This window comes from Coprobacillus cateniformis, from assembly GCF_009767585.1.
In the GTDB taxonomy this organism is placed as follows: Bacteria; Bacillota_I; Bacilli_A; order Erysipelotrichales; family Coprobacillaceae; genus Coprobacillus; species Coprobacillus cateniformis.
The window spans coordinates 1,701,435-1,724,310 of sequence record NZ_WSNW01000001.1 but is presented as its reverse complement, the minus strand read 5'-3'; the positions used below and the strand labels follow the sequence as shown (position 1 = coordinate 1,724,310).

The following is a 22,876-nucleotide window of genomic DNA, read 5'->3' as shown; positions in this document are numbered from 1 at the left end:
ATTTCTACTGCTTTCTTTCTTCAATATATTGTGGGGGTATGGTTTCTGATAACCATACTTTTTCATTACCTAAATAAAATGCGACACCATCTTGAAAAGCAGATTGGGCGTTAATCATAAGAATAACAGGTTGAGTATCATGACGCATTCCAACTTGTTTCGCCGTTTCTACATCCTGTGATAAATGGACATACTGTCTACTCATAGGTTGAAGACCAGTTGTCAAAATAGAGGATACAAATCTTCTTGCTGTACCATGATACAATACTTTTGGAGGGATGTTCCTTTGTTTCATAATTTTCTTTGAAAAAGAATGTCCATAATAAGCTCTTATTCTATGATTTTTCAGTTCATATCTTTCTTTCTCAGACTGTTGCATAAGTGCTACAATATCCTCTTCTTTTAATAATCCAAATCGACTCTCAAGAGCATTTAACAAATCACCTACATCAACCCATCCTTCATTATCAATATCAAGATTATATTTTTCAGGATGATGTCTTAAAACATAAGATATTTCTTTACCCAATTGAACATAATTCATTTTGACTCACCCAGTTTATTCAAAATATCTTGTTTTGTGATACGTGCAAGATTAAGTCTTTTAAACAATGTTTTGGCATTTCCATAGCCCAGATGAAATAAGTCATAAATCTGTAAACGTCTTGCCTTATCACCAATGATATCTAATGATATAAATTCTTTCCAAGAAATGGTTTCTTGATCATTAGAAAAAGTCACAAGATTTTCTAGAGCACTAATTATTGCTTCTTCTCGTGCTTCAGCAATTCCTAACTTCTTGTCACCAATTGCATCTTTTTTATTTACAAAAGCATGTTTAGCTTCTGGTACTCTTTGCATAATCTTGTTTCTAATTTGCATGCCTGGATAGTCAGGATCTGTAAGGACTATAACACCTCTAGATTTTTGCGCTTGCTCAATTAAATCAAGAACTGCATCATCAATAGCTAAACCATGTGTTTCAATTGTTTGAACATCAAATAATTTTTGAATTGTTGCTGTATCTGTTTTTCCTTCAACAATAACAACTTCTTTTATTGTTTTCATATCATCACCAAACTTATTATAACGAGAAAGTCAAAAAAAAGAAAGCCCTCGCTTTCTTATTTTAAACCTCTAAAAACATTCATGATATCATCTGATAAACCATCAGAAACAATAACATAATGATCATTCACTTCTACATTTGAATCTTTATCATTCATACGAATTTTCTTTTCTTTCATAATTCTATTCAATTCATCACCATCTTCAAAACGATAAACATCAATATTACCATTTTCAGTCGCATAACGATAACCTTCAGCACCACCAATTGTTGTCGCATCTAAAGAAGTTTTATTTGAATAGTTGACATTCTTTCCTTTTAAATCAGATTCAAAACGATCAAACCAATTATCATTAGTATTTGTTTTGTTGTCATTTGTATCAGTTACATTGTTGTTATTAGCAGTATTGTTATCATTGTTGTTTTTCTTATCGTCATTCCCACAACCAGCTAATAATGTAACACACATCATTACCATCATTAATTTTTTCATTTTTTTCTTACCTCCATATACTTATATCATGTACAAATATTTGGAGATTATACTCTTATTTTGAAAAAAATTTGATTTCACCACAAGCAATTTTACCGCCAGAATTTCCAGAAGGCTGCGTATGAAAATCATCAGGATGCTCATGAATAACAAGTGTTCTATTCACAATATCCTGTGGCTTAAATTTATCTATATAAATCATTCCCCATGCCATTCCTTTTGTTGCAAATAAAGGTGGTAAATCACCAAGATGATAAGGATGTTGTGTTTGATTTGGATTGAAATGTCCTTTCGTTTTCTCATAAGGAACCTTTGTATCATTTATACATGTATTTCCTTCATGAATATGAAATGCATAAATACCGCCAGTATCTTTTGAACTTTTTGGTAAACCATTAATTTCATATATCATAATAGTTCCACCTTGATAAGGATAAAAACATACTGTTCCTGATATGTCTTCTCCTATAACATAAGCAAAAGTCATTGGTTTTTCATTAATAACTGTTGTTAAAATACGTGTTGTTGTTGAAGTAGGTTTTATTTCCATTTTTATCACCAACCTACTATATGATTTATATAGTAAAAAAAGAACCAGTTTTAAACATATATAAAATCATATATAATAAGAGAAGAATGGAGGAGTTATATGTCTAAATACACTACATTGTTGTTTGATGCTGATGGAACATTATTGGACTTTAATGAATCAGAGCGTCAAGCATTAATAAAGACTTTTCAAAAATATCATCTTTTTTTCAATGAAGATATTAAAGAATTATATGAAAAAATAAATGCTGAATTATGGAAACAGTTTGAAAATGGTATTATTGACAAAAAAACTGTTCTTTATACACGTTTTGTTAAACTTTTTCAAAAATTAGATATTCAACTTGATGGAATTGCATTTGAAGATGATTATCAAAATGAACTTGGCAAAGGAGCATTTTTACTTCCTCATACAAGAGATGTATTAGAACATTTATCTAAGTACTATGATCTTTATATTGTAACGAATGGTGTTTCAAAAACTCAATACAATCGTTTATATAAAAGTCATATAGATAAATATTTTATCAATATATTTGTATCAGAGGATATTGGTTATCAAAAACCAATGAAAGAATATTTTGATTATTGTTTTGCAAGAATATCTGATTTTCAGCTTAAAAAGACATTAATCATAGGAGATTCATTATCAAGTGACATATTAGGAGGCATTAATGCTGGCATAGATACCTGTTGGATTCATACAGCCCATACGAATCATACAACAGATATCATTCCAACTTATTCCATCAGAGATTTAAGAGAATTATATGATATACTAAAATAATCCGGACCTTATGATCCGGATTATTTACTATTCATGTTTTTCAAATGCTTGAGGAATAAGATGCTTTTCTCTATTTTTCTTAAAATGATAATACAAAATTGTTAAAACTGAGCATCCAATTAAAATTCCAACAAAGACTATAACTTCTGTTGTAAGAGAAGCATTAGCCATACTAATCACTTTTCTGAACCCATTGACACTATATGTGTAAGGAACAAAATTATGAATAGCCTTAAAGAATCCAGCAGATGTTTCTAATGGATATGTTCCTGCTGAACCACCCAAGTTAATAATCATAAAGACAAGTAATAAAAATTCTCCTATATATCCTGTAGTTACATTTAATAAAACAATTAATGCCATAAAGGCTGCAGATACAAGGATTGCAAATAAATAAGTCTGCATTAGTTGTTGTGGTTCAAATCCATTGAAGATTCTTAAACAACTGATCATAACTATAGCTGCAATTGTCGAGATAGTAAACATGACAGTTGCTTTTGATAACCAATATTTCCATCCTGATTCAGCTTCTTTTGCACCTTCTAAGACTGGATACATAAGTGTAAATGCTAATCCAGCAACATAAAGAGCTACACTCATCATATAAGGTGCCATAGCATGTCCGTTATTTTCAACAGTCGATATCTCATTATGAGTTGTATCAACAGGTGAAGCCATCATATCAAATGTTGAATCTGTTGTTGTCATCTTGCTTTTATCAGCACCATCCTTTAAACTTGTGTTTAAAGTTGATACACCCGTTTTAACAGTATTTAAACCTGTCCCTAGTGTATGAGACCCATCAGCTAATTGATTAGCACCACTACTGATTTGATTAGCACCAGTTGACAAAGCTTTTGACCCATTTAATATTGTAGAGTTATTAGAAACTAAAGCTGATGTCCCTTTATATAAATCTGAAGCACCAGAGTCTAATGCTTTGACACCACTCATTAATGTTGGTGTTTGCTTAACAAGTAACTCTGTTCCTTCAGCCAATTCTTGGCTACCTTTGGTCAAAAATTGGTTGTTTGCTGTTAAATCCTTTAATCCATTATTTATTTGTGATGCTCCTGCTAAATAACTTTTAACACCATAAACAAGACTTTGTTTTTGATCAACAGTCACTTGAACAGGTTGATGTTGTGAATTAAGAGTTGTATAACTGCCACCATTAACTTTTGCATTGAGTTCTTGAGTTCCTGGTTTCAGTTGAGTCTTCACAGCGGTGTTCAGTTCACTTACACTATCATTCATTTGGAGTAACATCTTCTCAAAAGATGGCAGTTCAGTTGTGACTTTCCCACCAGTTATTGAACTTACAGTTGCTGCATCTAAACCAGAATCTTTCAAACTATTTGCTAAAGCAAGATTGCTACTCTTAAGTGTATTATAGAGTTCAAGGTAGCTTGACAAACTCGTCTGTGCAGCTGATACTTTACTTTCTAAATCATTCACTCCAGCAGATAATGTTTGAGTTGCCTGACCAAGTAATTCTGTTCCTTTTTGTAATACTTGGTTATTTCCAATCAATTGTTGTGTACCTTCATAAGCCTGTTGGGCTCCTGCTGTATATTGATTCACACCTGTCTGTAATTCCTTTGCACCTTGATTCAAACGATTGACTCCTGTTGCTAATACACCAGTTGAATCATTTAATGTGTCTAAACCATTTTTCAATGTATAGACACCATTATTTACAGTGATAATACCATCAGTATAATCTTTCAAGCCTTTTGTAAGAGTTGATGCACCATCTTGAAACGTTAATGAACTTGATGCTAAAACTTTTAGGTTATCAGAAATTGTTTTATTTCCATCACGCAATTGATCAACACCATCAGTTAATTGATTTGTCCCATCACTTGCTTCTCCCAATCCATTAGATAAAACTGAAATTTGTTTAAAAATCGATTCTGCATATGTTTTTGTGACCGATGAAGAAACTTCTGCTTTAATCTTTGCAATTGCTGAATCATCCATTTTTGAAGCAATATAGTTGGTTCCTGGATTTGTTGTATAATTCAAGACCATTTTTTGTGGTTGCTTATCTAAAAGTGTTGTGGCATTTTTAGAAAAATCATTTGGAATTGTGATAATCATATAATATTGACTATCTTCTAATCCTTTCAATGCATCAGACGCATTCACAAAATGAAATTCCATAGAGTCATTGTCCTTGAGATTCTTAACAAGTTCTTCTCCAACAGCGAGACTTGCATCATTGTAAATAACTTCTTTATCTTCATTAACGACTGCTACAGGAATCGCCCCTGAATTCCCATAAGGATCCCACATAGAACCTAGGAAAATACAGGCATAAAGACTTGGTATAGCAATAATAGCTACCATAACAACTTTGATCCAAGTATTATGGAAAATATTTTTCCATTCTTGTTTCACCATAAAAATCCTTCTTTCTTTTTTTCTATAGACATTTAATATCTATGGATATATAATGTCTATAGAGTATTATAGTAAATTGATATGAAAAGTCAACTCTTTTAGATACAAAATATGTTTTTTTTGTTAAAATAAAGAAGAAGGTGGAGAGAGTATGAAGATAAGGCAAAGTTTTGAGCAGGCAATATGTATACTACTATTAATTGGAGCAAGTGAATCTCCTATCAAAAGTCATGAGTTAAGTGATAAATTAGATGTATCTGACTCTTATTTGAAAAAAGTGACAAGACAACTTGTTGTTGCAGGACTGATTACTTCAAAAGCAAGTAAATTAGGTGGATTTGTATTAAAGAAGAGATTAGAAGATATTTCTTTCTTTGATATTTTTGAAGCTATTGAAGGGAAAGAGAAGTTTGTTGAAACAACTCATCTTGTAGAAAAGGTTTTTGATCCCTCTTTAAAGGTAAAAGAAACGGAAGCAGTTATTGTGGATCACTTGAATAAAGCAGAAGAACAATATAAAGCGAAACTTCGTGAGATTACATTAGATCATATCTTAAGTGCTGCACATTCAATTTAGAAGAAATTCATTTTTCTTCTTTTTTAATGCAATAAATATGATATGATTATATGCATAGTATGGAGGAATAAGACAATGAATAATTATATATTACAAATATTAGAGGATATTATGGCAATTGATAGCCCTTCTGGCTATACTAAAAATGTTATAACTTATTGTGAAAAAGAGGCTCATCAATTAGGTTTTCAAACAAAGAGAACAAATAAAGGTAATTTAGAAATTTTTGTTGATGGGAAAGATGATTATACAGTTGGATTTTGTGCTCATGTAGATACATTAGGTTTAATGGTTAGAAGCATTCGAAATGATGGAACTTTGGCTTTTACAAATGTAGGTGGACCCCTTGTTCCAACATTAGATGGTGAATATTGCAAGATTATAACAAGAGAACAACAGATTTACACAGGCACTATTCTTTCTAATTCGCCTGCTGTTCATGTTTTTAAAGATGCAAAATCTTTAGAAAGATCTTGTGATACAATGCATATACGCATTGATGAAATTGTCAAATCAAAAGAGGATGTTGAAAAATTAGGTATTCAAAATGGAGATTATATTGCAATTGATACAAAAACAACAATCACTGATTCTGGTTTTATCAAGTCACGTTTCTTAGATGATAAAATGAGTGTTGCAATCTTATTTGGTATGTTAAAAACATTATCTCAAGAAAAAATAAAACCGCTACATAATCTCGTGTTAATGATTTCAACCTTTGAAGAAGTTGGTCATGGAAGCAGTTATGTTCCAGAATATATTAGTGAACTGATTGCTGTTGATATGGGATGTATTGGTTTAGATCTTGCTTGTAGTGAATATGATGTTAGTATCTGTGCAAAAGATGGAAGTGGTCCATATGATTATGATATGACAACAAGACTCATTGAGCTCGCCAAAAAACATCAATTACAATATGCAGTTGATATTTATCCATTCTATAGCAGTGATGTCTCAGCGGCATTGCGTGGTGGAAATAATATCAAAGGTGCTCTCATTGGACCTGGTGTAGGTGCTTCACATGGTATGGAAAGAACACATATTCAAGCTGTTGAAAACACCTTAAAACTTATCCTTGCTTATATCCAATAACTCTTTCAGTTTGAAAGAGTTTTCTTTTTTTGTATATTTGTTCGTGCTTTTATAAATATAATTTTATATAATAGAGGAAAAGGCTGGTGATATTGTGCGAAATCCATTAATGAAGAAGTCTATTATTATAACAATTATTTCACTTGTTATATTTAGTTTTTTAGCAACTCTTTATACAAACAATTTATCACGTAATCTATATGATGAAACTAACGAGTTCCTCAAGGAAATAGCTATCCAAACTGCATCATCAATCAATAACAGAATGAATGAAAATATTACTCAGCTAGATACAATTGCTTTAATGATTCATACCAATAATACAGTTGAAAAAAAATTACTAGATTATCTCAATGAACTTGCTATTGAAAGTAACATTAAGCGTTTTGGCATTGCTGATCTTGCTGGTAATGTTAGAACATCTGATCAACAAGTTTTTAACATCAAAGATCGAGACTATTTCCAAAAATCACTTCATGGTGAAAAAGTTAAATCAAATAGTATGAAAGATTTTGTAGATGGTGAACAGATTATTGTTTATTCCGTTCCTTTATATAATAAAGATGATCAGATAAATGGTGTGTTTTTTGCAACTTATGATACCGTTAAATTATCGAAGACACTAGACAATGCCTCTTTTAACAATACTGGATATTCATTTATATTTAATGAATCAGGAGACATTATTCTTTTATCTACACAAGCAGAAGATGTTAAGAATATAAAAACTATTCAAGATTTGTCCCAACAAAAAGATATTAAGATTGAAAGTATTGATAAACAAGGTTCTGGAATTATAAGTTTTACTGATCATAACAATTCTCATAATTACTTTACATATGCCAATATTAAAAATAACGACTGGTTAGTAGCTTCAGTTTTCCCTCAAGAAGTTGTCACTGATAGAATACAAAATTTAATTATAACAGCTTTTATTACATGGTTACTCATTGGTTTAGGAAGTGCTTTTCTATTAAGTTATACTTACTTTATCCAAAAGAAAAATAAACTTCAGCTTACAAAATTAGCATTTGAAGATTCACTAACTCAGCATTATAACTTTAATAAGTTTATTGAACTTTGTAAAAATAATTCACATTTAGATCAATATGTCCTTATCAATTGTGATATTAAAGGATTTAAATGGTTTAATGAAATCTATGGTGAAGATATTGCAAACAATTTATTAATGACAATTATGAAATGTATAGATAATAAATGTCATATGGATGAACTATGCTGTCGTCAGAAAGATGATCACTTTGCTATTCTATTCAAAAAGAATAATCCTGATAAATTAAGAGAGAGATTATTTAATTTAGCAGATCAGATTCGTTATGAATTTAATAAGCTCCAGGCGACTTCACAATTTTATTTTCATTTTGGGGTTTATGAAATTATTGATAAAGATATTGATATAAAAGTTGCTTTTCAAAAAACTCAATATATTAAAAATGATTTTAAGCAATTATCACAAGATGATGTCATTCTTTATCAAGAAGATGTTTTCCAAAAAGATTTACATGATCAACAAATAGAAAAAGATTTTCTTAATGCTTTAGAAAATCAAGATTTTAAAGTATATATTCAACCAAAAGTTGATATCAAAACAGGTAATGTATTAACTGGTGAAGCACTTGTCAGATGGCAGAATGCTGAGCATGGTTTAATTTCTCCAGGAGTGTTTATTCCAATCTTTGAAAAAAATGGAATGCTAGAGTCATTAGATGTATATGTTTTTCAACAGATACTACGAACTTTAGAGCATTGGCGTCATAATTATCATAAAGATATTGGTATTTCAGTAAATGTTTCAAGAACATATTTATTTAATGAGGGATTTATTGATCAGTTTATTCAACTGGTTCTTAGGCATGATATCCACCCAAGTCAAATTGAAGTCGAAATTACTGAAACAACTGCTTTAAATCACAAAAGTGAATTAATTGATATCTTAAATAAACTACGTAAACATGAAATCAGAGTTGCTTTAGATGATTTTGGAAGTGGTTATTCATCATTAAACATGTTAAAGGATTTCCCTATTGATGTTGTAAAAATCGATCAGGAATTCTTTAAAACAACATCATCAACTTATTTAAGAAGTCATATTATTATAGAAGAAGTTATTGAATTATGTCATAAATTAAATATTGTTGTTGTAGCGGAAGGTGTTGAGACACAAGAACAAAAAGATTTCTTAGTAAAGCATCATTGTAATTATATTCAAGGATATTATTACTACAAGCCCATGCCAATTCAGGAATTTGAAGATTTGTTTATCAAAAATGCTGACTAGTTTGTCAGCATTTTTTCATTTATAAAAGAAAATACCTTATTCCAATAATTCTTGGGATTATAATTTCGAGCCTCAGCATGACCTGCCTTATCAACAACAAATAAATCCTTTTCACAAGTTGCAGCGTCATAGCATTTATAAACCATTTCTGTTGGAACAAAATCATCTTGACCACCATGAATAAATAATATTGGTTGTTTCGACTTCTTAACCTGCTCTATACTAGATGCATCCTTAAAATTATATCCAGCTTTCATTTCAGCTACAATATTAGAAATATCTAAAATTGGAAAAGTTGGCAATGAGAATTGATTCTTTAATTCACTTGCAAAAATATCCCACACACTTGTATAACCACAATCCTCAATATATCCAATGACATGTTCTAACTGATCCCCTGAACACATCATTGCTGTAGCACCACCCATAGAAACACCATGTAAAACAATTTGTGCCTGCGAATCACGTTTGACTATCCATCGTACCCATGAAGCAATATCCTCTTTATCTAACCATCCCATACCAATATAATCTCCCTGACTCTTACCATGCGCACGATTATCTGGCAAAAGGACATTCCAACCAGCCTCAGCATATCTAGCACCATATGACATCATTTCAGTATTCTGAGATTGATAACCATGAATAACAATAACCCAATTGTGAACATCTTTATTTTGATAGTATTGTGATTGTAAAAGAATATGATCAAAACTTGACACATTCATTGGTTTTGTCTTCTTTTGAAATTCTAACCCTTTTTGTGTTTCTTTGAGACTATTTTTATAAATCATCAATTCTTCTTGATTAAGCTCACTCTCATTTATTTTCTCTTGAACTTCTTCATTTGTGATATGAGGTGCTAATGCATAATTTACAAAATAACTTCCAATTCCATAACTAAGACTTAAGACAACACAAAAGATTATAAATATAATAAGTGGTAATTTCTTTTTCACAATTCTCATACTCCTTTTGAATCATTTTATATAATCTCATGATAATTATCAAGAAAAAGAGTAGATTATGATTTCTACTCTTTAATCAGTTGATGTTGAACTAAGAATTCTTTAGCAACATCTTTTGGTTTTTCTTTTAATTCATCAACACGATAATTTAAGTCAACCATAACATCTTCATTTAGATATTTTTGTAATTGATTGACAATAGGAATAATTTCTGGAAATTCTTTTTCAATTCTTTCATTGATAATTGGGATTGCATGATATGGTAAAAAGAATGAGCGATCATCTTTTAAAACCTTTAAATCAAATTTCTTTAATAATCCATCTGTTGAATACGCATCAATAACATCACACTCATGGCTTGTAAGAGCAGTATATCTAGGAGAACCATCAATAGGTATAATATTCTTAAATTGAATTGGATATGATTTTTGCAATCCTAACCAGCAATCCTTTCTTTCCATGAAAGTTAACGTTGGTGAGAAAGTCAGTTGCTTAGAAACTTTACATAAATCACTTATAGTTTCAATATTATACTTTTTCGCCAAGTCTTTATCTATGGCAAGAGTATACGTGTTATTGAAGCCAAGTGCATCTAATACTGTTAAATGAAATTGTGATTGAAATTCTTCTTTAACAGTCTTATAAACTTCATCAACATCACTATTAGGCTCAAGTCCTAAGATACTACCATAGATTGTTCCTGTATAGTCTATATACATATCAATATCGCCACCCTTAATAGCATCTAGAACTATCGAACTAGAGCCTAACGAGAGTGCTTGTTCAACTTCAACATCACTATTACCTTCAATTAAATATTTTAACATATAGTTTAATGTTTCTTGTTCAGAAAAATCCATACTTCCTATTTTTATTTTTTTACTACTATTACTATTTCCCATATTTGTATAAACAAAACTTCCTGCTAATCCAAGACATGTTAACACAATGATAGTCTTATCAACAATTCCTTTAAAAACTGACCTTGGTTTAGCTAATTGGAAACTCTTAGGTGTCACTAATCGTTCTAAAATAGAGAAAATATAATCTATTAATAACGCTAATATGCAGGCAGGAATAGCACCAGCTAAAATTTGATCTGTATTTGTTGTTCGAATACCAGCATAAACAAGATATCCTAAGCCACCTGCACCAATAAATGCAGCAAGTGTCATAAGTCCAACAGAACTCACAGCACTAATTCTAACTCCAGCCATAATAACCGGAGCTGCTAATGGAATCTGAACTTTATATAAAACCTGTAATCTTGTTAATCCAATTCCTTTGGCAGCTTCTAATGTTTCTTCGTTAATACTATCAAGACCAGCAACAGTATTTTTTATAATTGGCAATAATGAATATAAAATCACCATAACAATTGCCGGTTTTGTTCCTATCCCTAATAATGGAATCATAAACCCTAATAATGCCATTGATGGAATTGCCTGAATTAAATTTGCTATAGCCATAACTGGCTTTTTAGATGGTTTAAAATAAGTAATGGTATACCTAAGGGTATCCCTACAACTATTGATATGATAATAGCTAGCACTGTTAATTGGACATGCTCTACAAACAACCCTAAGATAGTTGAAATGTTTTGGATAAAATAATTAATAAATCCAGTCATTATTCTCCCTCACTTTCATCATACTTCTTTGATAGAGTTGTAACTAATGTACTCTTTGTAATTAAACCAACCAAATGCCCATCATCTACAACTGGAATCGTATATTTATTTTTTTGTCTCGCAATATTTAAAATATCAACTATTGAATCATCAGACTGAGCAGTTACACAATCCGTTTGCATAATCTCATCTACTCTTTTTCCTTTATTTGATTCATCTGCTACTTGATCCGCATAAACCATTCCCATAAATGTATGTTTTTTATCAACAACCATTAAACTATCAACACGATAATTAAACATAATATTTAAAGCCTTGATACATTTTAAAGTATATGGGCAAACAATTGGTTCATCAATCATAATATCTTTTGCTTTAATAAGTTCAGGAGAATCCCAAATACGTTTCTTTCCAACAAAATTTAAAACAAAATCATTGGCTGGATGTTTTAGAATTTGTTCAGGTGTGTCAAACTGCTGGATTTTACCATCATTCATAATACATATACGATCCGCTAACTTAATAGCCTCTGCCATATCATGTGTCACAAAAACAATTGTTTTCTGAAGATTATTCTGCAATGCTAAAAGCTCATCTTGAAGCTGATTTCTTGTAATAGGATCGAGTGCACTAAATGGTTCATCCATTAATATAATATCTGGTTCACTTGCAAAGGCTCTTGCAACACCTACCCTTTGTTGTTGTCCTCCACTCATTTGAATAGGATATTTATCTAAATATTCATCTGGATCTAGTCCAACCATATCTAAAACCTCTTTGACTTTAAGAACAATATGAGGATCTTTTTTATTTTTTAATTTAGGTATAAGTTCAATATTTTCTTTCACTGTCATATGTGGAAATAATCCAGTTTGCTGAATAACATAACCTATTTTTCTTCTTAAATCTATTTCGTTTTCTTGACTAATATCTATATCATTTACTAAGATTTTTCCTTTTGAAACCTTAATGAGTTTATTAATCATTTTTAATACGGTTGTTTTTCCACAGCCACTTGGGCCAATAATACAAACAAATTCCCCATCATTGACTGTAAATGATATATTTTCTAAAACGTGCTTATCTTTAAATGATTTATATACATTCTGAAATTCTATCATCAAATCACTCCCTTCATATTTTATTATACACTTTTCATGTGACTCATTTGTGAATTTTTGATCATTATTATTGTATATATTATTTATCATAACTCAAATTTGTTTATTTTGCAAATTCTTGAAATTTATTTATTAAAAACAAAAATATGAAACGTACAAAGATGTTTACTATGTACAAGTAACTATTTCTCTATAAATATGATTATTTCCAATAAAACTTTTGTTAACAACCTCTCTTTAGGCTTCCTTTATATCGACAAAGTCATTCATAGAATTTTATTGACCTCTTTACTAAGTTGTGTGATGCATTGTACTAGATTCTATTAATCATCATACTTTCTGTATAACTGTTTAAACAATAGAAAGAAAATTATTGAAAAAAGAAAAAACATAAGTACAATAAACTTATGTTTTCTACTCATTTTATTGATAAACTTGAATTTTTGAAATCAACCAATTATCCCCATCTGCCACAACAGTAAATAACATTTTTTCTTTAGATTCTTTAATGGTTTTAATTTGTTCTTTCATACTTGCATATAATTGCGGAGCAATATCTGCATAAATCTTTTCTATCATGGCTTGTTGCCCTTTAGATTTATAAAGTTCTTGTAATTCTGAAAGATGCTCCTTTTGGTATTTTTCAGCAATTGTAGACATTTCAGATGTTGAGAAATTGAATCCTTTATAATCTTTCATTGTTGCATCAACTGTTATAGTATAATTATCATCTTTCTTTTCAGCCTTTTTAATTTCATAAGAAACAAACAATGTAGAGAATACCTCTTTCATAAAAGAATCTGTCTCATCTACGAAAACCTGACCAAATTTCTTAGGATCACGATAAGCATCTAACCCAGAAATCATACTTGTTATGTCCTTTAAATCTTGATTATCCTTAGTACAGATAGTCGTAAGCTTATCCATGTCTGCTTCCTTAAAATACTCAAAAAAATGTTTAACAACTGCTTCCTGTTTTTCTGTAGAATCACTTCCTCCACAACCAACAACACCTACAACCATTAACAAACATATACACACTTTTAAAAATCTTTTCATAATATCCCTCCTCAATGACATATTATACCATATTTTCACATAATATGATAATCTTTAACAAATGATGAAAACATTAATATCTTATTTATATAACAATAAATATCCCATAACATCAAAGGTATGGGATAAAAATAGTTATTTCATTTTATTTTTTAGTTAGCCCAGAACTTTCTAAATTCTTTACTGTTTGTTCATAACTCACATAAAGAATTTTACCATCTTCTTTAGTACTTGTAATTAATTTAGCAGTTTTTAAAGCATCAAAATCCGCATTCTCATAATCAATAACAGTTGTTTCACTAATTGTATCATCAGTTATATCAGCTTTATAAGTCACACCTTTGATATCATATAATTTTTTATATTGTGCTACAGTTTGTTCCATTAAATCTTTTGTAATTCCCAAATCCTTAAAGTTCATTTCAGATACTGATGTCTGTTTTAAAACACGATCACCTGAATAATCAATTGTATTTGAAACCTTAACTCCATTGATCTCACCTTCATATACTGCTGTCTCAGTTTTCGAATTTCCTCCACCACAGCCACTTAATACTACAGCAGCCATCATTATACAGATTCCCATTTTTAATAATTTCTTCATAATATCCTTCTCCTTTATTTTGTAATTTTATAATAACATAATATCACATTGAAGTCACACTATTGTCACAAAGTTATCTAAAAAGGGAATACATATGAAAAGAATATAAAGTTAATCCTTTATATTCTTAAATGCAGTTGATAACATCAACTTAATTCTATTTAATTGATTGACCTCACTTGCACCTGGATCATAATCAACAGCCACAATATTACTTTCGGGATATCTCTTACGTAATGCTTTAATAACTCCTTTACCAGTGACATGGTTTGGTAAACAGGCAAATGGCTGCATACAAACAATATTAGGAGCACCTTCTTCAATTAATTCAATCATTTCACCGGTTAAGAACCACCCTTCACCAGTCATATTTCCCATTGAAACAATTTCAGTTGCCTTTTTAGCAATTTGATCAATAGGATGTGGTGCATCAAAACGCTTTGATGCTTTTAATGCTTTTATCATATCCCTACGTAAATAATCTACAAACCAAATTGCAAAATTACATAATAAGACTGATGACTTTTTAACATCAAAATGTTCATGTTCATACCAAGTATTATAGAAACAGTATTGGAAAAAATCTATAAGATCCGGCATAACAGCTTCACCACCTTCAGCTTCAATAATATCAACAATTTGATTATTAGCAGTAGGGTGAAATTTAACCAATATCTCACCAACTAATCCAACGCGTGGCTTTTTAATGTCTAGCAATGGTAACTCATCAAAATCTTTAACAATTTGATATACATTCTTCTTAAATTCTTTCATATTTCCATTCTTAACATTTTCTTGGCATTTTGCTACCCATGATTCATAAAGTTCATTTGCTGATCCAGGAATAGCCTCATATGGTCTGACTCGATAAAGAACTCGCATAAATAAATCTCCATACATAGCTCCAATGATAACTTTTTTAGCAACCTTATATGTAATTTTAAACCCTGGATTGCTTTCTAAACCTGATAAGTTTGCTGAAATAACAGGAATGTGTTCCATACCAGCATCTTTTAATGCCTTACGTATAAAAGCAATATAATTCGTTGCTCGACACCCTCCACCTGTTTGAGAAATCATTAATGCAACTTTATTTAAATCATATTTGCCACTGTTTAAAGCATTCATCATTTGTCCAGTTACCAATATACTTGGATAACAAGCATCATTATTAACGTATTTTAATCCTTGTTCAACAGCATCTTTATCAACTGAAGGTAAGACAACAAAGTTATAACCTTCAGAATTCATAGCAGTTTCAACGAATTGGAAATGCAATGGTGACATTTGTGGGCAAAGAATTGTATAACGAGCTTCTCTCATTTCTTTTGTAAATGGAACTTTTATTTGTTCATATTTCTGATTTAAATTGATGATTTCTTCTTTCTTTTCAAGGGTTGCTTTTAAAGAACGAATACGAATACGAATGGCACCTAAGTTACTACCTTCATCAATTTTAATTAATGTATAAATCTTATTTCTAGCTTTTAAGATTTCTGCTACCTGATCAGCTGTTACAGCATCTAAACCACAACCAAATGAAGTTAATTGAATAAGCTGTAAATCATTCCGTGATGAAACATAAGATGCTGCCTTGTATAGACGTGAATGATATGTCCATTGATCAACAACTCTTAATTTTAAATGTTCCTGATCCAAATAACATACACTATCTTCACTTAGAACAACAAACCCTTCACTTGTAATTAAATCTGCAATTCCATGATTAATCTCTGGATCAATATGATAAGGACGACCAGCCAAAACAATTCCCTGTAAATGATGTTCCTGCATATACTCCATTGCTTTTAATCCTTCTTGACGAATATCTTCCTGACAACGATTTAATTCTACATATGCTTTATCTATAGCAATTTGTAGTTCTTGATCACTCACATGGAATTCTTTTAATTCTTCTTTTAATACATGAAACAGAGTTTTAGGATTATTTAATGATACAAAAGGATTTTTAAAACATATATCATTATGATCTAGACTATCAACATTATTTTTTATAACTTCTGGATAAGAAGCAACAACTGGACAATTATAATGATTTCCTGCTTCTTCATTTTCTAATCTCTCATAAGCAACAGATGGATAGAAGATAAAGTGAAGCCCCTTTTCAATCAGGTTTTCAATATGTCCATGTGTAATCTTGGCAGGATAACATGCACTTTCACTTGGAATAGATTCTATTCCTTTTTCATAAATAGCTTTTGAAGAACGTGCTGATAAAATAACTCTAAACTTTAATTCAGTTAATAATGTATGCCAAAATGGATAATTTTCATACATATTTAATGCTCTTGGAATTCCAACCATTCCTCTTAACGCCTCTTCCTCTGAAAGTGAGCGATAATTAAAAACTCGTCGATATTTATAATCAAAAAGATTTGGTAACTTTTTAGATACTAATGGTAAATTTGCTCCACGCTCGCATCTATTTCCACTAATATACTCTCTTCCATCATTAAATGTTGTAATTGTTAACATACAATTATTTGTACATTTGCCACAATTTTTCATAGCATTTGTATATGTTAGCTTTTCTAATTCAGTGAGTGATAAAATTGTAGAACCCTTACCATCATCTTTATCCATTGCGATTGTTGCCATTCCATAGGCACCCATTAATCCAGCAATATCTGGTCGAATAACTTCTATATCTGCTTCTTTTTCAAAAGCACGTAAAACTGCTTCATTATAGAATGTCCCACCCTGAACAACAACATTTTTACCAATCTGTTCTTTATTTCTTAATTTAATAACTTTATAAAGAGCATTTTTAATGACCGAATAAGATAAACCAGCTGATATATCAGCTAATGAAGCACCTTCTTTTTGCGCCTGTTTGACTTTTGAATTCATAAAAACAGTACAACGACTTCCCAAATCTAATGGATGATTTGATAATAACGCTAATTCTGCAAATTCATCTATTTTATATCCTAAAGAATGAGCAAATGTCTCCAAGAATGAGCCACAACCTGATGAACAAGCTTCATTTAGTGTAATATCTTGAATAACATCATCTCTAATAGTAATGGCCTTCATATCCTGACCACCAATATCTAAAATAAAGTCCACTTCTGGTTGAAAATGTTTGGCAGCAGTATAATGAGCAATTGTTTCAACCTCTCCAATATCTACTTTAAGTGCAGCTTTAATAAGAGCTTCTCCATAACCAGTAACACCAGCTTTTTTGATTTTACATCCTTCTGGAATCATTTCATAAACTTCTTTCATAATTCTAATAATTAAATCTAATGGATTACCTTCATTTGAATTATAGAAAGAATATAAAATAGAACCTTCATTATCTATAAGAATAACCTTTGATGTTGTAGATCCAACATCAATACCTAAATATATATCACCTTTATATTTTTTTATATTTTTCTTTTTTGTCATTGCTTGAAGATGTCTTTCTCTAAAGCCTCTTAATTCATCCTCATTATGGAATAATGGTTCCAAAGTATGTACTGCTTCATTTCCTTGATTCTTCAACTCTTTCAAACTCATAATCAACTGTTGTAAACGAAGACTTGTTTTAACCTCTTTAGCATTTAAACATGCTCCCATAGCTACAAACAATTGAGAATTATCAGGAAAAATAACTTCATTATCTTTTAAATTTAATGTATCTATAAAACGTGCACGTAACTGATCTAAGAAGTATAACGGTCCACCTAAGAAAGCAACCTTCCCTTTAATAGGTTTTCCACATGCCAACCCACTAATTGTCTGATTGACAACAGCTTGAAAAATTGATGCTGCAATATCCTCTTTTTGAGCACCTTCGTTAATTAAAGGTTGGATATCTGTTTTAGCAAAAACACCACATCGTGAAGCAATTGGATAAATTCTGTTATAGTTCTTGGCATAATCATTTAAACCTGATGCATCAGTTTGAAGTAATGTTGCCATCTGATCAATAAAAGCACCTGTCCCACCAGCACAAGTTCCATTCATTCGTTGTTCTAATGAACCCTCAAAATATGTAATCTTAGCGTCTTCCCCACCAAGTTCAATGGCAACATCTGTTTCTGGTATATATGTTTCTATTGTTTTTGTACAAGCTATCACTTCTTGTACAAATTGTATATTTAATGATTCAGAGATTGATAGACCACCTGAACCTGTAATGACTGGATAAATAGCAATATCTGAATACTTTTCTGATATGTCCTCTAATAATGTTAAAATAGTATTTCTTACATCCGAATTATGCCTCACATAATTTGAATAAAGACACTTATCATCCTCATCTGTTAAATATGCTTTCACCGTTGTAGAACCTACATCGATTCCTAAATAATATTGACTCATCATTGTCCTCCTAAAACCATTCCTATTACCTGCTATTTTTCCGCAAAATACTCCACAAATACTAACTGAATGTGAAGATAATTTCAATCATGATGCTTAAAAACTAGTCCATTTCCTTAAATATATCAGTAATCTTCTTCATTATCCTCACATACTCCTTAGCATCTTTCTCACCAAGTTCTGATAACATTCTTGTGACATGGGATAAAACATCATTGTATCTCTGTAAGCAGAATGATTGCCCTTTTGGTGTTATATAGACATGTATTTTTCTTTTATCATCAGCATCAGACATACGTTTAACATACTCTTTACGACATAAACTATTAAGGATAGCTGCTACACGTGATGTATTGATATCAAAACGACGACTAATTTCATATGCATTCGCGCCATCTTTTTCTTTTAACAAATACATCAAAACAGCAATTTCCCCCTTAGCAATCTCAGATATATTATATTGAATCAAACGCCCACGCTGTTCACCTATAATTAAATATTCAATTAACTCATTTGCATAATTCTGAAATTCCATTTTTAATACCTCACACTATGAGCATTTTATACCTCTTGTCATAATTTGTCAACGCTTTAAAATTTTCATTTTCATTCTTTAGAATTGATGTTCATATTTGAAATTGATACAATAGAGAAAAGGAAGTGAAATATATGTATCAAAAAATCAAAGAACTTTCGCATTCTTATTACTATGACACAGTCAAAATACGACGTGATCTTCATAAATACGCTGAACGTGGTTGGTTAGAAACACGTACTGCATGCCTTATTGCAACCCAATTGGAAGAATTAGGATACGAAGTTCTTGTTGGTGAAGAGATTATGAAAAAAGAAGCCCGCATGGGTCTTCCACCAGAAACAGTTCTTCACTTAAATTATCGCCGTGCCCAAAAAGAAAATGCCAATCCTAAATATTTAGAGAAAGTCAAAAACGGAATGACTGCTGTAGCTGGTGTTCTTAAGAATGGAGAAGGTCCTACAATAGCCTTAAGATTTGATATAGATGCTTTAGGATTAATTGAAGAAACCTCTCAACATCATTATCCTTTTCAGCAAAGGTTTTCTTCTTGTCACATCGGTGCAATGCATGCATGTGGACACGATGGACACACTGCTATAGGTTTAACTACAGCTCGCATACTTATGGAATTGAAAGATAAACTTCATGGCACTCTTAAAATTATATTTCAACCAGCTGAAGAAGGAGTACGTGGTGCTAAATGCATTTGTGAAAGTGGTTTTTTAGATGATGTTGATTATATTCTTGCTGCTCATATTATGCCTCAAGAACATAGAAAATATGATCTTTATTTAGGCATGGATGATTCTTTTGCAACTACAAAACTAGATGTCACTTATCATGGTATATCTACTCACGCTGCAGAGTCACCACAATTTGGTAAAAATGCATTATTGTCAGCTGCTAACTGTATCCTCAATCTTCATTCCATTCCACGTAATAGCGATGGTTGTACTCGTGTCAATGTGGGGACAGTTCATGCAGGAACAAGCAGAAACGTCGTTCCTGAAACTGCCAAACTTGAGATAGAGGTTCGTGGTGTTACAAGTGAATTAAATAGATATATGGAAATTTATGCCAGAGATATTATAAAAGGTTCTGCTTTAATGCATGATACAGTTGTTGAAATTGAAGAAATGGGAAAGGCATATGCACTGAAATGTGATAAATCATTGATGGATAAAATACGTTCTATTTGTGAAGAATATATGCCTGATTTAAAACTATCTAAGCGAGACTTAAGCCCATTAGGTGGGAGTGATGATTATTCTTATATGATGGAAAGGGTGCAATCTCATGGTGGAGTTGCAACTTATATGAAGTTCCTAACTCCTATGACTTCGTCACCTCATAATGACTCTTTTGATTTTGATGAAAAGGTTCTCGAAAAAGGACCTAGAATATTTGCCAGTTTGGTTTATAATATAATGCAATAAAGTCTATCTCGTCGGATAGACTTTATTACATTATATATTCATAACCTTTGCATTTCATGACTGTTCATCTTTAAATAAGGCTCGACCAATTCTCACAAAAGTGGCACCTTCTTCTAAGGCAATGTGATAGTCTTCTGACATACCCATTGAGAGTTCTTTTAATGGGTGATGTGGAAAGTCACGTTTTAATTTATGAAGAAGTTCATGAGTTTGCTGAAAATATGGTCTTGTTTGTTCAGCTTCAATGTGCGGTGCCATCATCATCAATCCATCCACAATAAGTGCACTACACTTTTGTATATACACCATGACATTATTCATCTCTTCAATAGTAAACCCATGTTTACTGTTTTCATTTGCAATATTTACTTGTAAGAGGATATGAATTTTTATATCTCTTTTGCTTGCCTGTTTTTCAAGTTCATCTATTAAACTATAACTATTAACAGAATGAATAAGATCAACCTTATCAATAATATATTTCACTTTATTTGTCTGTAAAGTCCCAATGAAATGCCAATGTCCTTTCCCATGATATTTTTCATACTTTTCCAAAAAAGCTTGAACCCTATTTTCACCATAATAAAAACATCCACATTTTTCTAACTCTTCAATTTCTTTTTCATCTATATATTTAGTTGCTGCAACAAGTGTTGCAGGTTTAATCTCTTCTAATATTTTATAAACCGCCTGCTGATTAACTATCATTTCAATTCACCTATCCTTATTATTATTTTATAACTTTTTGATAATTTTACTATAATTTTATGACATAATCAAAAAGAATTCACATATATGTGTTATGATTGTTATAATAAAGAAGGTGGGTGATGTGAGTGAATGATTTACTTGAAAGGTATTTAGGAGCAGTTTGTTCTTATTTTTTAGGTCCTAAAAGACATCGTGTTTATACAGATTTAAAAGAACAAATTCAAAAATCGGCACATCACTATGATGATTTAGAGGATTTACTCGTCAGTTATGGTCATCCACGAAGCGTTGCCTTAAGTTATGGCTATAGACCATTTCTACAACATATATATAATCCTAAAATCGTCAATTTTATTGAGAAAACTGTATTTATTGTTTCAGGAATATATTTATTCTTCTCTACACTTTACTATTTGCAACAATTAAATTGTCTGCCCTTCCAATCAACTGAGCATGTAACTGCAACGTTAAATACTTCAACACTATTAACATGGTTACTCTCTCATCCCTTCATTATTATGGGGAGTATCGCTGTTATATCTTTTATCGCACTCATCATTCTAGATTATAAAAACAGAGTAACTCAGGAAATTGATCCTTTATGGTCACTAGATAAGCTCTATAAATTGCCTCATCAGTCGCACTATCCTAGTCATATAGCTGAAACTGTTCTGATGATTATATTTACAATTTTTTTCTCAATTTATGCTATCTTTTTTTCTAGAGATATTATAATGCAAATTCAACATGAATCTTATCAGATGATTCATCTTATGACATATTTCTTTCAGCCATTTATTATGATTATCTTTGTAGATTATATAATTGACATGACTAAAAAAAGATATACTAAAAAATATTTGAAATATAGTACTGCTATAAACATATTTACATTAACTGCTTTAACTATTTTCGTTGTAAATTCTGGGTTTCTCAAAGATTATCTATTACCATTAAATATTAATTTCAATTATACAATGGTGAATGTCTTTATTATGAGTGCGCTTATTATGATTTATATGATATCCCTCTATAAACTCTTAAGAAATTTAAAATCATATCGTTCACTTTTTAGAAAATAAAATCATCTTATGATAAAACATAGGATGATTTTTAATTTTGATTTATTTATTTTTTTGAGATGGTTTTTGTGGTTTGTAAAATTCCCACGGAGAACAATTATTTAAGTTCTTGATAGCTATTTT

19 protein-coding genes are annotated in these 22,876 nt (G+C 30.8%); 6 read left to right on the top strand and 13 right to left on the bottom strand.

All coding sequences use genetic code 11. The annotated features are described in order from the left end of the window. Positions 1-4: 4 nt before the first annotated feature. The 4 genes from GQF29_RS08705 to GQF29_RS08690 are packed head-to-tail and all read right to left on the bottom strand — an operon-like array spanning position 5 to position 2,112. Entirely contained in the window at positions 5-544 is a 540-nt protein-coding gene (locus GQF29_RS08705) for an RNA 2'-phosphotransferase (protein ID WP_008788949.1), read from the bottom strand. Beyond that, positions 541-1,068, bottom strand: coding sequence for a ribonuclease M5 (gene rnmV / locus GQF29_RS08700; RefSeq protein ID WP_008788950.1), 528 nt, complete (start codon positions 1,066-1,068; stop codon positions 541-543). Before rnmV ends, GQF29_RS08705 begins: the two co-directional genes overlap by 4 nt. Before the next feature lie 56 nt (positions 1,069-1,124). Further along, complete coding sequence (locus GQF29_RS08695; protein WP_008788951.1) at positions 1,125-1,562, bottom strand: hypothetical protein; 438 nt, start codon at positions 1,560-1,562, stop codon at positions 1,125-1,127. Between the two features lie 55 nt (positions 1,563-1,617). Then, on the bottom strand, positions 1,618-2,112 hold the full coding sequence (locus tag GQF29_RS08690) for a superoxide dismutase family protein (RefSeq protein ID WP_008788952.1): 495 nt from the start codon (positions 2,110-2,112) through the stop codon (positions 1,618-1,620). Positions 2,113-2,211: 99 nt separating this feature from the next. Here GQF29_RS08690 and GQF29_RS08685 point away from each other — a divergent pair, with 99 nt between their 5' ends. Beyond that, a complete protein-coding gene (locus GQF29_RS08685) occupies positions 2,212-2,898 on the top strand; it encodes a YjjG family noncanonical pyrimidine nucleotidase (RefSeq protein WP_008788953.1) in 687 nt (228 codons plus the stop codon). 27 nt (positions 2,899-2,925) lie between these two features. Here the strand turns inward: GQF29_RS08685 and GQF29_RS08680 are convergent, their stop codons facing one another. Then, entirely contained in the window at positions 2,926-5,304 is a 2,379-nt protein-coding gene (locus tag GQF29_RS08680; RefSeq protein WP_160340787.1) for a YhgE/Pip domain-containing protein, read from the bottom strand. 151 nt (positions 5,305-5,455) lie between these two features. Here GQF29_RS08680 and GQF29_RS08675 point away from each other — a divergent pair, with 151 nt between their 5' ends. From GQF29_RS08675 to GQF29_RS08665, 3 genes are all read left to right on the top strand, one after another. Then, the gene (locus GQF29_RS08675; RefSeq protein WP_008788955.1) at positions 5,456-5,881 is read left to right on the top strand and encodes an Rrf2 family transcriptional regulator; all 426 of its coding nucleotides are present in this window, start codon (positions 5,456-5,458) and stop codon (positions 5,879-5,881) included. 75 nt (positions 5,882-5,956) lie between these two features. Then, positions 5,957-6,973, top strand: a complete 1,017-nt coding sequence (locus GQF29_RS08670; protein ID WP_054325229.1) for a M42 family metallopeptidase — start codon at positions 5,957-5,959, stop codon at positions 6,971-6,973. A gap of 94 nt (positions 6,974-7,067) precedes the next feature. After that, positions 7,068-9,272: a bifunctional diguanylate cyclase/phosphodiesterase gene (locus GQF29_RS08665; RefSeq protein WP_117599001.1), complete on the top strand. Its 2,205-nt coding sequence runs from the start codon at positions 7,068-7,070 to the stop codon at positions 9,270-9,272. Here the strand turns inward: GQF29_RS08665 and GQF29_RS08660 are convergent. From GQF29_RS08660 to GQF29_RS08630, 7 genes are all read right to left on the bottom strand, one after another. Beyond that, the gene (locus tag GQF29_RS08660; RefSeq protein ID WP_117599000.1) at positions 9,269-10,240 is read right to left on the bottom strand and encodes an alpha/beta hydrolase; all 972 of its coding nucleotides are present in this window, start codon (positions 10,238-10,240) and stop codon (positions 9,269-9,271) included. The genes GQF29_RS08665 and GQF29_RS08660 overlap by 4 nt on opposite strands. A gap of 65 nt (positions 10,241-10,305) precedes the next feature. Beyond that, positions 10,306-11,709 (bottom strand): ABC transporter permease/substrate-binding protein, encoded by a 1,404-nt coding sequence (locus GQF29_RS08655; RefSeq protein ID WP_236916408.1) that lies wholly within the window; start codon positions 11,707-11,709, stop codon positions 10,306-10,308. A 160-nt stretch (positions 11,710-11,869) separates the two neighbouring features. Further along, complete coding sequence (locus GQF29_RS08650) at positions 11,870-12,991, bottom strand: ABC transporter ATP-binding protein (RefSeq protein ID WP_117598999.1); 1,122 nt, start codon at positions 12,989-12,991, stop codon at positions 11,870-11,872. A 423-nt stretch (positions 12,992-13,414) separates the two neighbouring features. Continuing rightward, positions 13,415-14,050, bottom strand: a complete 636-nt coding sequence (locus tag GQF29_RS08645; RefSeq protein WP_017144003.1) for a hypothetical protein — start codon at positions 14,048-14,050, stop codon at positions 13,415-13,417. Positions 14,051-14,195: 145 nt separating this feature from the next. Then, the gene (locus GQF29_RS08640) at positions 14,196-14,654 is read right to left on the bottom strand and encodes a DUF1307 domain-containing protein (protein WP_008788964.1); all 459 of its coding nucleotides are present in this window, start codon (positions 14,652-14,654) and stop codon (positions 14,196-14,198) included. Between the two features lie 111 nt (positions 14,655-14,765). Next, entirely contained in the window at positions 14,766-18,989 is a 4,224-nt protein-coding gene (locus tag GQF29_RS08635; protein ID WP_008788965.1) for a 2-hydroxyacyl-CoA dehydratase, read from the bottom strand. 100 nt (positions 18,990-19,089) lie between these two features. Next, complete coding sequence (locus GQF29_RS08630) at positions 19,090-19,521, bottom strand: MarR family winged helix-turn-helix transcriptional regulator (protein ID WP_008788966.1); 432 nt, start codon at positions 19,519-19,521, stop codon at positions 19,090-19,092. Between the two features lie 134 nt (positions 19,522-19,655). Between GQF29_RS08630 and GQF29_RS08625 the strand changes: the two genes are divergently transcribed. After that, the gene (locus GQF29_RS08625; RefSeq protein WP_017144005.1) at positions 19,656-20,960 is read left to right on the top strand and encodes an amidohydrolase; all 1,305 of its coding nucleotides are present in this window, start codon (positions 19,656-19,658) and stop codon (positions 20,958-20,960) included. Positions 20,961-21,014: 54 nt separating this feature from the next. On the opposite strand, the gene GQF29_RS08620 is transcribed toward GQF29_RS08625, so the two are convergent. Next, complete coding sequence (locus GQF29_RS08620; protein WP_008788968.1) at positions 21,015-21,668, bottom strand: YggS family pyridoxal phosphate-dependent enzyme; 654 nt, start codon at positions 21,666-21,668, stop codon at positions 21,015-21,017. Between the two features lie 128 nt (positions 21,669-21,796). Here GQF29_RS08620 and GQF29_RS08615 point away from each other — a divergent pair, with 128 nt between their 5' ends. After that, positions 21,797-22,753 (top strand): hypothetical protein, encoded by a 957-nt coding sequence (locus GQF29_RS08615; protein WP_117598998.1) that lies wholly within the window; start codon positions 21,797-21,799, stop codon positions 22,751-22,753. The last annotated feature ends 123 nt before the right edge of the window (positions 22,754-22,876 follow it).